The sequence below is a fragment of the Sphingorhabdus sp. genome (assembly GCF_041737645.1).
Lineage (GTDB): Bacteria > Pseudomonadota > Alphaproteobacteria > Sphingomonadales > Sphingomonadaceae > Sphingorhabdus_B.
The window spans coordinates 18,590-33,321 of sequence record NZ_JBGSRI010000061.1; the positions used below are offsets into that span (position 1 = coordinate 18,590).

Here is a 14,732-nt window from a genome sequence, read left to right on the forward strand (position 1 = left end):
GATTATTACTGGTCGAGGAAAGACCGCATCTTGCGGCTTCGGCTTGGGTGTTTCAACTTACGCAGCGCTTTTGCTTCGATCTGGCGGATACGTTCGCGGGTCACGCTGAACTGCTGGCCGACTTCTTCCAGCGTGTGGTCGGTATTCATACCGATCCCAAAGCGCATTCGCAAAACGCGTTCCTCACGCGGGGTGAGCGACGCAAGCACGCGGGTGACTGTTTCTTTCAGGTTTGCCTGAATTGCGGCATCGACCGGAATAATCGCATTCTTGTCTTCGATGAAGTCGCCCAGATGGCTGTCTTCTTCGTCGCCGATGGGCGTTTCTAGGCTGATCGGTTCCTTGGCGATTTTCATCACCTTGCGGACCTTTTCCAGCGGCATGGAAAGGCGCTCGGCCATTTCCTCCGGTGTTGGTTCGCGGCCCTGTTCGTGCAGGAATTGGCGGCTTGTCCGGACCAGCTTGTTGATCGTCTCGATCATGTGCACAGGAATACGAATTGTGCGCGCCTGATCGGCGATCGAACGGGTAATCGCCTGACGGATCCACCAGGTGGCGTAGGTGCTGAACTTGTAGCCGCGGCGATATTCGAATTTATCAACCGCCTTCATCAGGCCGATATTGCCTTCCTGAATGAGGTCGAGGAATTGAAGGCCGCGGTTGGTGTATTTCTTGGCGATGGAGATGACGAGACGCAGATTGGCTTCGACCATTTCCTTCTTGGCGATGCGTGCTTCGCGTTCACCTTTTTGTACCATGTTCACGATACGACGGAATTCGTTCAAGCTCATGCCTGTATTCGCGGCAATATCGGCGATTTCGGCACGGATACGTTCTACGCCATCGGCTTCATTGGTCGCAAAGGCGATCCATTTCTTGTCGATATTGGAGACATCGGAAAGCCAGTTTTCGTCCAGCTCATGACCCATATAACTGTCAAGAAACGCCTTGCGCGGAACTTTGTGCCGTTCGGCCAAGCGAAGCATCTGGCCGCCCAAGGCGGTCAAACGACGGTTGAACGAATACAACTGGTCGACCAGATATTCGATCTTGTTGGCGTGGAACTGCACCGATTCAACTTCGGCGGTCAATTCTTCGCGCAATTTGTGATATTTATTTTCCGAAGCTGTGGAGAAATCTTCACCGGCATTCAGCGCACGCATACGGTCAAGCTGAACGTTTGAAAATTTCTTGAACAACGATGCGATCTTGGCAAAGCGTTCCAATGCGGCGGGCTTTAATGCCTCTTCCATCTGCGCGAGGCTGAGGGTGTTGTCCTCTTCTTCTTCCTCGACAGGGCGCGCGCGGCGTTCTGTCATGTCGTCATCGTCTTCGTCGGCCGCTTGCGGCTCGTCTTCGACTTCTTCTTCTTCCTTATAGGATGGTCCAGCGGTTTTTTCGCTTATCTCGCCATCGCCTTCTTCCTCACCATCTTCGGTAAGGCTTTCAGGCGCTGGTTCCTTGGACAACATGGCATCAAGGTCGAGAATTTCGCGCAGCTGCATGTTTCCGTCGTTCAGCGCATTTGACCAGTCGATGATCGCGTGGAACGTAATCGGGCTTTCGCACAGGCCCAGAATCATGGTGTCGCGACCGGACTCGATCCGCTTGGCAATCGCGATTTCGCCTTCGCGGCTGAGCAGTTCAACGGCGCCCATTTCGCGCAAATACATACGCACAGGGTCATCGGTGCGCTCACCCGTGCCGGTTTTCTTGGTCGTGTTGGTCAGCGAGCGGGGGTCGTTCTCGGAAATATTGTCGATGGTTTCGACTTCTTCTTCCTGATCGTCCTCGCTGTCTTCGCCGGCTTCTTCATTTTCAACGATCTGTACGCCCATGTCGTTGATTGCGGACATGACATCCTCAATCTGTTCCGATGACATCTGATCCTGCGGCAGGGCGGCATTCAGTTCGTCATAGGTCAGGAAACCCCGGCGCTTGGCCTTGGCGAGCAGCTTTTTGACGGTCGCATCATTCAGGTCGATCAGTGGTGCATCACCATTTTCGGACATATCTTCTTCATTTTCATTTGCGCGACTTGCCAAAATAATTCCCCGTAAATTCTATAAACTATCCGCATCACGCCGAAAAAATGCGATGATGCGGTCGTCAAATGTCTTTTTCTCGGCGCGTAATCGTTGCTGTTCTGCAAAAGTCTCGTCGGTCATCTCTGAACTTGCCCGCAAAGTGGCACGTTCCAAAGCTTCTTCCAGCGCGGGACGCTGCTTCATCAGCCTGATTGCTTCACCCAATTCCTTTGAAGCGTTGGACAATCCGCCGCTTTCCCCCTCGACTTCTCCACGGTTAAAGGCAAAGACTTTGCCGTTACTGTGGAGCAGCGATATGGCGACATTATACAACTTCTCGTCCAATATGGTAATTAACCCGTCTGTATCAAGCGATTCTTTAGTAAAACTTGCATCAAGTATCACACCTAGCAATTTTGCGTGATTCGGGTCGGCGGGAATGAAGTCGCTCAATGCCTCATGATGGCGCTGGATCAGTGAGGGGTTCCTTAAAAGCGCGCCTAACACGCCTTGCACCAGAAAGTCGGAATTCTTCGCATTAAAGCTTTTGGTTTCCGCTCCCGGCGGCAAGATTTGTGGTTTTCGCCAGTCCCCGCCACCACCTTTACGCGACGCTGCGCTGGGTTGAAATGCAGCGCGGGGCTTGGCAGCAAACAGGCCGTCAAATCGTTCACGGAAGGCATCGGCATAATGTCGCCGGATTTCGGCGTCGGCGATATTCGCCATATGCCCGCCCAGCCGCTGTTTCAGGCCCGCGCGGTCCTCGGGGGTATCCAGCGGGCCAGCGACGACTTCACTGCGCCAGAGGCGTTCCACCAAAGGTTCCGACGCATCCAGAAGTTCGGCGAGCGCCTTTGGCCCTGAATTCTTGACCAGATCGTCGGGGTCTTGCCCCTCTGGTAAGGTGACAAATTGTAGGCTGTGTCCCGGTTTCAATAAAGGCAACGCCCGCAAGGCTGCGCGCATGCCCGCTTTCTGCCCGGCACTGTCTCCATCAAAGCAGAGCAGCGGCTTTTCGGTCATCCGCCACAGCATCTGGATCTGCTGTTCGGTCAAGGCTGTACCCAGCGGCGCAACGGCATCGGCAAACCCCGCCTGCGCGATGGCGATGACATCCATATAGCCTTCGACCACAATAACCCGGCCCGTCTTGCGCGAAGCAGGGGAGCATTTGTCGAGATTGTAAAGCGTGCGTCCCTTGTCGAACAGCGGCGTGTCGGGTGAGTTCAGATATTTGGGTTCGCCATCGCCCAATATGCGCCCGCCAAAAGCAATGACGCGCCCGCGCGGATCGCGGATGGGGATCATGAGGCGGCCACGGAACCGGTCATAAGGCTCCTTGTCCTCAACCGCGATCAGCAGGCCTGCCTCGATCAGCATACTATTGCCGAATTTCTGCAAGGCCGATTTGAGAGCGGTGCGGTTGTCGGGTGCCAGGCCAAAGCCGAATTCCTGGATAGTCTTGGCCGAAAAGCCGCGTTTCTGCAGATAAGCCCGCGCGCCCGCGCCATCGACGCCCTGCAGTTGCTGCACAAACCATTCCTGCGCCGCCGTCATGACGTCATACAGATTATTCGCTTTTTCAGCGCGTTGTGCGGCCTTCGGGTCCGCCGCCGGAACTTCCAACCCCGCCTCGGCCGCGAGCTCCTTGATGGCGTCCATGAACGACAGCCCGCGCTGGTCAGTCATCCACCTTATGGCATCGCCATGTGCGGAACAGCCAAAGCAATGGTAGAAGCCCTTTTCATCGTTGATCGTAAAGCTGGGCGTCTTTTCATTATGAAACGGACAACAGGCCTTATGCTCCCGCCCCGCTTTGGTTACCTTGACGGTACGGCCGATCAACGCCGAAAGCGTGATCCGGGAACGCAGTTCGTCAAGCCATTGCGGGGTGAGGGACACTTCAGCCCAAAGCCGCCTTAACCAACCCGCTGGCCTTGCTCATGTCGAGCTGGGGCCCGTGGCGTTCTTTCAATGTCGCCATGACACGGCCCATGTCCTTGACGGTGGAAGCGCCGAGTTCGGCCTTGATCGCTTCGATGGCGGCGCTGGTTTCGGCGTCACTCATTTGCGCGGGCAGGAATTCTTCGATAATGGTTAGTTCCGCCGCCTCGACCGCCGCCAATTCGGTGCGGCCGCCTTGTTCGTACAGCGCGATGGATTCGCGGCGTTGCTTAATCATCTTCTGCATGACTTCGACGACCATCGCGTCATCATCAGGCAATTGCGATGCGGTTCGCAATTCGATGTCGCGGTCCTTGATCTTGGCAAGGATCAGGCGAACGGCGGCAAGGCGGTCTTTTTCGCCGGCTTTCATGGCGGTAATCTGGGCGGCTTTTATGGTGTCACGAATCATTTTTGGTTCCGAATTTTTAAGGATGCATTGCGTTAGCCCAACATCCATTTTTCGTCACCTTGAACTTCGCCAGATACTATTCCACAACTTTCTCGTTTTCCGCATTGACGCCTCCGCCTGCCATGTTTAGGCGCGGTGCCTTAGCGACATTGCTGCAATTTTCTGATCGGAGCGACCCCATCATGGCCGACCCCAAAACTATCCGTGCGCCTTCTGGAGCGACGGGTGTATTGGTTTTGGCGTCGGGCGAAGTCATCTGGGGCAAGGGCTTTGGCGCAGAGGGGCAGGCGGTAGGCGAAGTCTGCTTCAACACCGCGATGACCGGTTATCAGGAAATCATGACAGACCCGTCTTATGCCGGGCAGATCATCAATTTCACCTTTCCCCATATCGGCAATGTCGGCACCAATCCCGAGGATGTGGAGGCGCTGAACCCCCATGCACTGGGCGCTATCGTGCGTCAGGATGTGACCGACCCGTCTAATTTCCGCAGTACGCAGCATTTCGATGCCTGGATGAAGTCCAATGGCCGCATCGGCATATCCGGCGTCGATACGCGCGCGCTGACCCGCCTGATCCGCGTGAACGGCGCGCCCAATGCCGTGATCGCGCATTCGGCGAATGGCAAATTCGATGTGTCGGCTTTGCTTGCGAAGGCAAAGGCATGGGCCGGGTTGGAAGGCATGGATCTGGCCAAGGATGTGACCACGTTGCAAACCTATGGCTGGGATCAGGGTTTGTGGAAGTTGGGCGAGGGGTATCAGAAGCGCGCCAAGGGCACCAAAAAAGTCGTCGCCATCGACTACGGCATCAAACACAACATCCTGCGCAACCTGACTGATGCAGGCTGCGATGTCACCGTCGTCAGCGCCACCGCGACGTTCGATGAAATCATGGCGCATGCGCCCGACGCGCTTTTCCTATCCAACGGCCCCGGCGATCCTGCTGCGACGGGCGAATATGCCGTGCCAGTGATTAGGCAATGGCTGGAAACCAAGAAGCCTCTGTTTGGCATCTGCCTCGGGCATCAGATGCTCGGCCTTGCGGTCGGCGCTAAAACCGAAAAGATGCATCAGGGCCACCGCGGCGCTAACCATCCGGTAAAACGCCTCAGCGACGGCGCGGTCGAGATTACCAGCATGAACCACGGCTTCGCGGTCGACGCCGCGACTTTGCCCGCAAACGCGAAGGCGACGCATGTTAGTTTGTTCGACGGCAGCAATTGCGGCTTTGAACTTGGCGATCAGCCTGCGTTCAGCGTGCAATATCACCCCGAAGCCTCACCCGGCCCGCAGGACAGCCATTATCTGTTCGAGAAATTTGCGGGGATGATGGGGTGAGTTGGCGGCTTGGCCCTAATCACTGGCGATATCGTTACGCCGTAAAAATGAGCCCATTCTGGCCCTTTATCGGTTTTTTGTTGGCGGCGGCAGTCATCTTCTCAATGGCATCTGGCGAGACCCTTGTCGCATTCGTGGTCATCATTCTCTCTTGGCCTTTAGTTCTCCCCGCTGCTGGACTTGGTTGTCACAAATGCAACTACAACATATTTCTGCCGTATCGTGGGCTGGAGTATTCCGAGCATGGAGATAGTTGGACGCATCCGGATGTCGAGCTACGACTATGGCGAAAGCGTTTGGTAGTGCCGAACACTTGTCCAAAGTGTGGAGCAGAAATTTTGAAGAACAATTCTTCTCAACAGGATCAAAATGCCCAAACGCACTGACATCTCCTCCATCCTTATCATTGGCGCTGGCCCGATCATCATCGGGCAAGCGTGCGAGTTTGACTATTCGGGAACGCAGGCGTGCAAGGCGCTGCGCGAGGAAGGGTACCGGATCATCCTCGTCAACTCCAATCCCGCAACGATCATGACCGATCCGGACATGGCCGATGCGACCTATGTCGAGCCGATCACGCCTGAAATCGTTGCCAAGATCATCGAGAAAGAGCTCCCCGACGCCGTGTTGCCGACGATGGGTGGGCAGACCGCATTGAACGTCACTTTGGCGTTGTTCAACGACGGCACGCTGGCGAAATACGGTGTCGAGATGATCGGTGCCGATGCCGAGGCCATCGACAAGGCCGAGGACCGGATCAAGTTCCGTGATGCGATGACCAAGATCGGTCTGGAATCGGCGCGTTCAGGCATCGCACATTCGATGGACGAGGCATTGGCCGTACTCGAGCGCACCGGATTGCCGTCGATCATCCGCCCCAGCTTCACCATGGGCGGCACCGGCGGCGGGATTGCGTATAATCGCGACGAGTTCATGGCCATCGTCGCTGGCGGCCTCGATGCGTCGCCGACTACTGAAGTGCTGATCGAGGAATCGTTGCTCGGATGGAAAGAGTTCGAGATGGAGGTCGTGCGCGACCGTGCCGACAATGCCATCATCATCTGCTCGATTGAGAATATCGACCCGATGGGCGTGCATACCGGCGATTCGATCACCGTCGCCCCTGCGCTGACGCTGACGGACAAGGAATATCAGATCATGCGTAACGCGAGCATTGCTTGCTTACGTGAAATCGGCGTTGAAACAGGCGGCTCGAACGTACAGTTCGCCGTCAATCCTGCTGACGGCCGCCTTATCGTCATCGAAATGAACCCGCGCGTTTCGCGATCCTCGGCGTTGGCGTCCAAGGCCACCGGCTTCCCCATTGCCAAGGTCGCGGCGAAACTGGCGGTGGGTTATACGCTCGATGAGATTACCAACGACATCACCGGCGCGACGCCTGCGTCGTTCGAGCCGACGATTGATTATGTCGTCACCAAAATCCCGCGTTTCGCCTTTGAAAAGTTCAAGGGCGCCGAGCCGCTCTTGTCCACCGCCATGAAGTCGGTTGGCGAGGTAATGGCGATTGGGCGCAACATCCATGAGAGCCTGCAAAAGGCGCTGCGTGGCCTTGAAACGGGTCTATCGGGGTTCAACTATATCGACGCGCTGCGTGGGGCTTCGAAAGATGAGCTGTCCGCAGAATTGTCGCGCGCCACACCCGACCGCTTGCTGGTTGCTGCCCAAGCCCTGCGCGAAGGGATGAGCGTTGCGGAAATCCATGCCATCGCCAAGTTCGACCCGTGGTTTCTGGAGCGACTTGAAGAGATCATTGCGGAAGAAAATGCCATCAAGGCCAACGGCCTGCCCAATGGTCCCGAAGCGCTGCGTCGCCTGAAAGCGATGGGCTTCTCCGACAAGCGGCTCGCCTATCTGGCGGTGGAATCGCTGAATATCCGGCCCGGCATGGAATCTGCAATACGCCATGGTTCCGGCATTGCGATGCAGGCTGCACGGGCCATGGCTGGCGCGGTGACCGAGGATGAAGTCCGTGCGCTGCGGCACAAGCTGGGCGTCCGTCCGGTCTTCAAACGGATCGACACCTGCGCCGCCGAGTTCGAGGCGAAGACGCCCTATATGTATTCGACCTATGAAGCGCCCAGTTTCGGAACGCCTGAATGCGAGAGCCAGCCTACCGACCGCGAAAAGATCGTTATCCTAGGTGGCGGCCCGAACAGGATCGGGCAGGGGATCGAGTTCGACTATTGCTGCGTCCACGCCTGCTTCGCGCTGGCGGATGCGGGCTACGAAACGATCATGGTCAACTGCAATCCGGAAACGGTTTCAACCGACTATGATACGTCGGACCGGCTCTATTTTGAGCCGTTGACCGCGGAAGACGTATTGGAAATTCTGCATGTCGAACAGCAGAATGGAACGTTGAAAGGTGTCATTGTCCAGTTCGGCGGGCAAACCCCGTTGAACTTGGCCAAGTCACTGGAGGCTGCGGGTATACCGATCCTTGGCACGTCACCTGACGCCATCGATCTGGCCGAAGACCGGGAGCGCTTTGCTGCACTGATTAACAAGCTCAAGCTGAAACAACCCGAAAACGGGATTGCCCGCAGCCGCGATGAAGCCATCGCGGTGGCTGACAAGATCGGTTATCCTGTTCTGATGCGGCCTTCTTATGTGCTCGGAGGCCGGGCCATGGAGATTGTCGACACGCAGGCGCAGCTGGAAAATTACATCCAGACCGCGGTCATCGTATCGGGCGACTCGCCGGTGTTGATCGACAGCTATCTTCGCGACGCCATCGAAGTCGATGTTGACGCAATATGCGATGGCGATGATGTAGTGGTCGCGGGAATCCTCCAGCATATCGAGGAAGCCGGCGTGCACAGCGGTGATTCCGCCTGCACCATTCCGCCCTACAGCCTACCGGCCGACATCATTGCGGAAATACGGCGTCAAGCCGAAATGCTTGCGTTCAACCTGCATGTCAGGGGACTGATGAACGTCCAGTTCGCGGTCAAGGATGGCAAAGTTTATCTGATCGAGGTCAATCCGCGTGCAAGCCGGACCGTACCGTTCGTCGCCAAAGCCATTGGCGCGCCGATCGCAAAGATTGCAGCGCGGGTTATGGCCGGCGAGAAGCTGAAAGACTTGCCACCGATCAATCTGGATATCGATTATATCGCAGTCAAAGAGGCGGTGTTCCCGTTCGACCGTTTCCCGGGTGTCGACCCCGTGCTGTCGCCTGAAATGAAGTCGACCGGTGAAGTCATGGGAATCGACAAGGATTTCGCGACTGCTTTTGCCAAATCACAAATTGGCGCACGAATGCCACCGCCGATGGGCGGGAAGCTTTTCGTATCCGTGAAGGACAGTGACAAGCCGGTTATCGTTCCGGCGGTCAAGCAGGCCATTGAATGTGGCTTTACCGTATGCGCGACGGGCGGCACCGCCGATTATCTGTTGGCGCAGGGAATCGAAGTCGAACGGGTAAACAAGGTCGCGCAGGGTCGTCCGCATATAGTGGACAAGATCAAGGACGGCGAAATCCAACTGATTTTCAATACAACCGAAGGGTGGCAGAGCCTGAAAGACAGCGAAGAAATCCGCCGTTCCGCGCTGGTGAACAAGGTTGCACAATATACAACCGCAGCGGGAAGTGTGGCGGTTTCACAAGCCATTGCGTCCCTGCAACAACGGAAACTTGAAGTTCGGCCACTTCAGGACTATTATTGAACCAAGCAGTATTTCTCCCATAATTTTGAAACTGCATATCGGATGGGTTTGACCGCTCATCCGGTGGGGAAGATTTTGTGACGAAGACGTCAGAATGAAGGGTTAGGCCAATATGGCGAGTTTTGAAAAATATCCGATGTTAGCCGAAGGCTATGAAAAGCTGACGACTGATCTTAAGCGCTTCCGTGACGAGCGTCCGTTGATTGTTGAAGCAATCGAGGAAGCACGCGCGCATGGCGATTTATCGGAAAACGCCGAATATCACGCCGCGAAAGAACGTCAGGGCCATGTTGAAGCTGCAATCAACGAGATTGAAGACAAAATCGGCCGCGCCCAGATTATCGACCCGTCGACCTTGTCGGGCGAAAAGATTGTATTTGGCGCAACCGTCACATTGATGGATGAAGACGACAAGCCCGTTCGTTATCAGCTTGTTGGCGAAACCGAAGCGGACGCCAAGGCGGGCCGTATTTCTTATAATTCACCTTTGGGTCGCGCACTTATCGGACGCGTGGTCGAAGACGAAGTAGAAGTTACAGTGCCTTCAGGCGACAAATATTACCTCGTTTCGAAGATCGAGTTTATTTGAGAGCCCGCGTTCAACTTTGGCTCGCCGGATGCGGAGGCGTTAAGGGTATTGGGCGCACATTGCCGATTAAAACTTATGCTGTGCGCGGCACAAGCCGTTATGTAAGTGAGCTCTAAACCAATGCGCTTTCCACCCGGCCCGATAACCAACGCACTCGTCATCATCAATCTCGTGATCGCGTTTGTGTTGCTGGTGCCGATCTGGTGGCAATATGCCGTTGTTTCGGGTGGGCTTTTTCCGATCCGGCTAAGTGGCGACAATTCGGCATTTGAAGGCGTTGGATTTTTGGTGCCTGCTTTTCTGACGCCATTAAGCGCCGCATTTCTGCACGGCGGCATCATGCATGTGTTGATGAATATGTTGATGTTGTTGCTGATCGGTAAAATGGTGGAACGGGTATTAGGCGGCAACCTGTATCTTGGGCTCTATTTGGTCGGGGCATATGCTGCGGCAGGGACCGAGTGGTTTGCAGCGGTCATGCAATGGCCGATGTCGGCGGATATGATGGCGCCTGCCATCGGTGCGAGTGGCGCGATTTCGGCCATCATCGGGGCTTATGTTTTGCTGTTTCCTAACGAGCAACCCAAGCCCTGGGGCCCGGTTCCCGCCCAAATTGCAAGGCCATTACATCTTACAATCGCATGGGTTGGATTGAACCTTGCTTTAGGATTTGTAGGGCCGGGGCTGGGTGTAGACATTGCGATCTGGTCGCATATCGGTGGCTTTGTCGCCGGATTGTTTCTGGCAAGGCCATTGCTTTTATGGCGATACCGCAAGGCGTGAGCCATGCGGATTTGGCACAGTCAATCCTGCGGCTGAAGCAATCTATGTAGATGCACCACGACATATTTCATTTCGGCATCATCGACCGTCTTTTGCGCCGCGGCGCGCCATGCTTCTTCGGCGGTAGCGTAGTCGGGGAACATCCCGACGATATCGAGCTTGTCCAGATCGGTGAATTCCAGTGTCTGGGGGTCTTTCACCCGGCCCCCGAACACCATATGCAATTTCGCTACAGTCAAATTCTTGCCCCTTAGTCTTTCTTTTTCGCGGCCTCGGTTGCGGCTTGACCCGCTGCCTTTACCGCTTCAGCCGCTTTGCTGACCAGGTCCCGGAACTGGTCGCGAACTGCATCGCCGTTGAGGCCAAGGCTGTCCACCTTGTCTTTGCCCGCAGATTTTGCAGCCTTTGCCATCTCTTTGGCTTTTTTATTCAGCTTCTTGCCGGTCTTGCCCATCAATCGGGTCTCACGCTCTGTGCGTGGTAATAGCGCACCAACAATCGCGCCGATGGCGATTCCGCCCAGCACGATCGCCAATGGGTTTTTGTCGATGCCGCTGCTGGTTTTTTCGGCTGCCTTATGGGCATATTCACGCGATTGCTGCACGCTTCGGGTGGCGGCTTCACGGCCTTTTTCATAAGCCTCAGCGGCTTTCTCACGGGCGGCTGCGCTGGTTTTGCTGGTTCGTGCCTTGGCGGACGCCAGGCTTTCTTTAGCTGTATCAGTAGCGGTTTTGATGCTTTCGCCGATCTTGCTCATATCAAGGTTCCTGTGTCATTCGCCTTCTGGCGGTTTGCTTCTACTCTGTCGCAGCGTTGAAATCCATTTCGAAATAGGACGGCGCGCGGCAAATAATATTGCGCCTATTCCAACTGCGCCAATCATCGGCGCGTTTTTTCGGGCCAATTTAGATGCTGCCTCGGTAACCCGCTCAGCTTCGGCTCTGCCCCTGTCCATTAACAATTTCATCTGGTTTCGTGGGTGCAGAACTTCTTGCGCCACGTCGACTGTCTCGCGCAATTTCCGGCGCAGGTTGCGGCGTTCGGCATCGGACAGAATTACGGATTTTCGGTCAGTCACGCCGGATTCTTTAGGTTCTGTCATCGTTGTCATTCTCTATTTCGGTGAAATGGACTTTTTTCATCCAATGCCTTGCGGCAAATCCGGATGTCAGGCCAATGATCAGAAACCCTAAGACCGTAACGAAAGTTGCCCAGCCCGGCCCGATATGCGTTGCCAAAGTTAGTAAAGTGCCCAAAATAAGGGCGATGGCCGCGCCGCTCAGGGTGACAATCGCGATCATACCGAAAAGAAGCGACCACTTCATCACATAACGGCTATAGTCGAGACGGGATTGAAAATAACGCAGTTCGGCCTTCACCAAAGCACGCACATCATCGAGCACTAGCGTAATCTGTTCAACGGGCGACGCGGCGGATTGTCCGTCCGACCGGTCGACGCTATTTGAGTGATGGTCGTCCGTCATTTTACCTGCTTAACGACCAGAGGCCGTAAATGGCAATGCTGCCGTACCTAAATCAGGAATCTTTCCCGCCCGAACGGAACAGTCTTGCCAAGACAAAGCCGACAGCAGCCGCAGCACCAATGGCAACTGCCGGGCTTTTGCGAACAAATTGCCTTGCGTCTTCGGCGATTGCATCAACATCTTTTGCGTCCAGTTTGGTCGCAAAACCGTCAACCGCATCAGCCGCGCCGCGCGCATAGTCGCCATATTGTTTGCCAACATTTTCATCGATAGTCGCCGCGCTATCGCGGATCAGCTTGCCAATACTGCCGACGGCTTCGGTTGCGCGTTCCTTGCCTTTTTCAGCGGCTGCTTTTGCGCTATCGGTGGCTTTTGCCTTGAAATCATTCATATCTGACTTGACCTTTGCGGTAACATTTTCGGTTTTGCCCTTGGCTGGAGTCGCCTTTATGACTGCCTTGGATTCAGGGGCTTTTTTGGCCGTTGCGGCAGGTTTTTTTGGGGCAGACGCTTTAGGCGCAGCTTTCGGCTTCGCAGCAGGCTTTGCGGCAGCTTTTGGTTTCGCGGTTTCGGCCATTTCGGAACTCCTTAAGGTTAAGTAGGGTGCGTCATTCAGCTTAGATATTTGTATTCGAGGTGCCTTAGTCAACTATATCACCACAAATTTAGAATAAAAATCTTTATCTCCACGCAGCGTTGCCAAATCAAAGGCAGAACGATAGAGGCGCGCTTACGTTCCCTCAGCCAGCAAATGGAGCCTTTCATGACCGGTATTATAGACATTCACGCCCGCGAAATACTGGATAGCAGGGGTAACCCGACGGTCGAAGTTGATGTGTTGCTTGAAGATGGGAGCTTTGGCCGCGCCGCAGTGCCCTCGGGCGCTTCGACTGGCGCTTATGAAGCGGTGGAAAAGCGCGATGGCGATAAGGCGCGCTATATGGGCAAGGGCGTATTGCAGGCGGTGGAGTCCGTCAATGGCCCCATATTCGAAGCGCTGCTCGATCTGGATGCAGAAGACCAGGAAGATATCGACGCTGTCATGATCGACCTCGATGGTACCGATAACAAGGCGAACTTGGGCGCAAATGCCATTTTAGGCGTGAGCCTTGCCGTTGCAAAGGCCGCCGCAGATGCGCGTGGTTTACCTCTCTATCGCTATGTAGGCGGCGTAAATGCCCACGTTCTGCCAGTGCCGATGATGAATATCATCAACGGCGGTGAACACGCCGACAACCCTATCGATTTTCAGGAATTCATGGTCATGCCGGTGGGCGCTGACTCTATTGCCGAAGCCGTTCGTTGGGGTTCGGAAATTTTCCACACCTTGAAAAAGGGTCTGCACGAAAAGGGTCTGGCCACAGCGGTCGGCGATGAGGGCGGTTTTGCCCCCAATCTGGCGTCGACACGTGACGCACTGGATTTCATAATGGCGTCGATTGAAAAGGCAGGCTTCAAGGTTGGGGACGACGTTGTTCTGGCACTCGATTGCGCCGCCACCGAATTCTTCAAAAATGGCAGATATGAAATATCAGGTGAAGGGCTGTCGCTCAGTCCGCATGAAATGGCCGATTATCTTGCCGCTTTGTGCAAGGATTATCCTATTCGTTCCATCGAAGATGGCATGAGCGAAGATGACTTTGAAGGGTGGAAGGTGCTCACAGACAAGATCGGGCATGATGTGCAATTGGTCGGCGACGATCTTTTCGTGACCAATCCAGAGCGCCTGTCGATGGGTATCGGCATGGGGCTGGCCAATTCGTTGCTGGTGAAAGTCAATCAGATCGGCACGCTGACAGAAACCCTGGCGGCGGTATCGATGGCGCATCGCGCATCTTATACGGCGGTCATGTCACATCGTTCAGGCGAAACCGAGGATGCAACAATTGCCGATCTGGCGGTTGCCACCAATTGTGGGCAAATCAAAACCGGCAGCCTCGCCCGGTCGGACCGGTTGGCAAAATACAACCAGCTAATCCGTATCGAAGAAGAGCTGGGCGCAGCCGCGCAATTTGCGGGGCGCAGCATATTCAGATAATCGGCATTCTTGCCTTGCCAACCAAAATGGTGTTCTAATCAGTTATGGCGCAAGGCAAGAAGAATTCGCATTATGTGAAGACGGTTATCGGACCGGGGCTGGCGCTCGTCGCGTTGCTTGCTATCGCATCTTATGCGTTGCTGGGGCCAACGGGGATTATCGCCTGGACCGATTACCGAGCAGCGCTGAGCGAGCGTAAAATAGATCTGGCCGAGCTGCAGAAAGAGCGGGATTCGCTTCGGAACCGGCAGCTTTTGCTGGATCGTGACAATGTTGATCCCGATCTTGCCGGGGAATTGATGCGTAAGGAGCTCAATGTCGTCGCCCCCGATGAGGTCGTTGTTCTTCTCAAGTAATGGCGATTGCAAATAATGAATAGCTATGCACCGCTTTTCGTAACGGAAAAGCGCTTTTCACGGGCATTG

Annotated in this window: 14 protein-coding genes; 6 read left to right on the forward strand and 8 right to left on the reverse strand. The window is 55.2% G+C overall.

All coding sequences use genetic code 11. The features are described 5' to 3' along the window. Nucleotides 1-5: 5 nt before the first annotated feature. Genes rpoD through ACEW72_RS11400 form a run of 3 tightly spaced genes read right to left on the reverse strand, consistent with a single transcriptional unit; the run spans nucleotide 6 to nucleotide 4,383 of the window. Complete coding sequence (gene rpoD, locus ACEW72_RS11390; RefSeq protein ID WP_373476550.1) at nucleotides 6-2,012, reverse strand: RNA polymerase sigma factor RpoD; 2,007 nt, start codon at nucleotides 2,010-2,012, stop codon at nucleotides 6-8. Nucleotides 2,013-2,063: 51 nt separating this feature from the next. Next, nucleotides 2,064-3,929: a DNA primase gene (gene dnaG / locus ACEW72_RS11395; protein WP_373476503.1), complete on the reverse strand. Its 1,866-nt coding sequence runs from the start codon at nucleotides 3,927-3,929 to the stop codon at nucleotides 2,064-2,066. Nucleotide 3,930: 1 nt separating this feature from the next. Then, nucleotides 3,931-4,383 carry a GatB/YqeY domain-containing protein gene (locus tag ACEW72_RS11400; RefSeq protein ID WP_373476504.1) on the reverse strand — a complete coding sequence of 151 codons (453 nt, stop codon included), beginning with the start codon at nucleotides 4,381-4,383 and terminating at the stop codon, nucleotides 3,931-3,933. Nucleotides 4,384-4,565: 182 nt separating this feature from the next. Here ACEW72_RS11400 and carA point away from each other — a divergent pair, with 182 nt between their 5' ends. The 4 genes from carA to ACEW72_RS11420 all read left to right on the forward strand — a co-directional run bounded on the left by carA (nucleotide 4,566) and on the right by ACEW72_RS11420 (nucleotide 10,785). Then, nucleotides 4,566-5,723 carry a glutamine-hydrolyzing carbamoyl-phosphate synthase small subunit gene (carA, locus tag ACEW72_RS11405; RefSeq protein ID WP_373476505.1) on the forward strand — a complete coding sequence of 386 codons (1,158 nt, stop codon included), beginning with the start codon at nucleotides 4,566-4,568 and terminating at the stop codon, nucleotides 5,721-5,723. 369 nt (nucleotides 5,724-6,092) lie between these two features. Next, on the forward strand, nucleotides 6,093-9,413 hold the full coding sequence (gene carB, locus ACEW72_RS11410) for a carbamoyl-phosphate synthase large subunit (protein ID WP_373476506.1): 3,321 nt from the start codon (nucleotides 6,093-6,095) through the stop codon (nucleotides 9,411-9,413). A gap of 112 nt (nucleotides 9,414-9,525) precedes the next feature. Beyond that, complete coding sequence (greA, locus tag ACEW72_RS11415) at nucleotides 9,526-10,002, forward strand: transcription elongation factor GreA (protein ID WP_373476507.1); 477 nt, start codon at nucleotides 9,526-9,528, stop codon at nucleotides 10,000-10,002. A 105-nt stretch (nucleotides 10,003-10,107) separates the two neighbouring features. Next, on the forward strand, nucleotides 10,108-10,785 hold the full coding sequence (locus ACEW72_RS11420) for a rhomboid family intramembrane serine protease (protein ID WP_373476508.1): 678 nt from the start codon (nucleotides 10,108-10,110) through the stop codon (nucleotides 10,783-10,785). A 20-nt stretch (nucleotides 10,786-10,805) separates the two neighbouring features. Here ACEW72_RS11420 and ACEW72_RS11425 read toward each other — a convergent pair whose 3' ends face one another. Genes ACEW72_RS11425 through ACEW72_RS11445 form a run of 5 tightly spaced genes read right to left on the reverse strand, consistent with a single transcriptional unit; the run spans nucleotide 10,806 to nucleotide 12,846 of the window. Then, nucleotides 10,806-11,003, reverse strand: coding sequence for a DUF4170 domain-containing protein (locus ACEW72_RS11425; protein WP_373476551.1), 198 nt, complete (start codon nucleotides 11,001-11,003; stop codon nucleotides 10,806-10,808). Between the two features lie 32 nt (nucleotides 11,004-11,035). Further along, nucleotides 11,036-11,542: a hypothetical protein gene (locus tag ACEW72_RS11430; protein ID WP_373476509.1), complete on the reverse strand. Its 507-nt coding sequence runs from the start codon at nucleotides 11,540-11,542 to the stop codon at nucleotides 11,036-11,038. A gap of 15 nt (nucleotides 11,543-11,557) precedes the next feature. Continuing rightward, a complete protein-coding gene (locus ACEW72_RS11435) occupies nucleotides 11,558-11,896 on the reverse strand; it encodes a hypothetical protein (protein ID WP_373476510.1) in 339 nt (112 codons plus the stop codon). Then, a complete protein-coding gene (locus ACEW72_RS11440) occupies nucleotides 11,874-12,269 on the reverse strand; it encodes a phage holin family protein (protein ID WP_373476511.1) in 396 nt (131 codons plus the stop codon). The genes ACEW72_RS11435 and ACEW72_RS11440 overlap by 23 nt, the downstream gene beginning before the upstream one ends. Before the next feature lie 52 nt (nucleotides 12,270-12,321). Beyond that, entirely contained in the window at nucleotides 12,322-12,846 is a 525-nt protein-coding gene (locus tag ACEW72_RS11445; RefSeq protein WP_373476512.1) for a hypothetical protein, read from the reverse strand. A gap of 186 nt (nucleotides 12,847-13,032) precedes the next feature. On the opposite strand from ACEW72_RS11445, the gene eno reads away from it, so the two are divergent. Continuing rightward, on the forward strand, nucleotides 13,033-14,307 hold the full coding sequence (gene eno / locus ACEW72_RS11450; protein WP_373476513.1) for a phosphopyruvate hydratase: 1,275 nt from the start codon (nucleotides 13,033-13,035) through the stop codon (nucleotides 14,305-14,307). Between the two features lie 44 nt (nucleotides 14,308-14,351). Continuing rightward, a complete protein-coding gene (locus tag ACEW72_RS11455) occupies nucleotides 14,352-14,663 on the forward strand; it encodes a septum formation initiator family protein (RefSeq protein WP_373476514.1) in 312 nt (103 codons plus the stop codon). The last annotated feature ends 69 nt before the right edge of the window (nucleotides 14,664-14,732 follow it).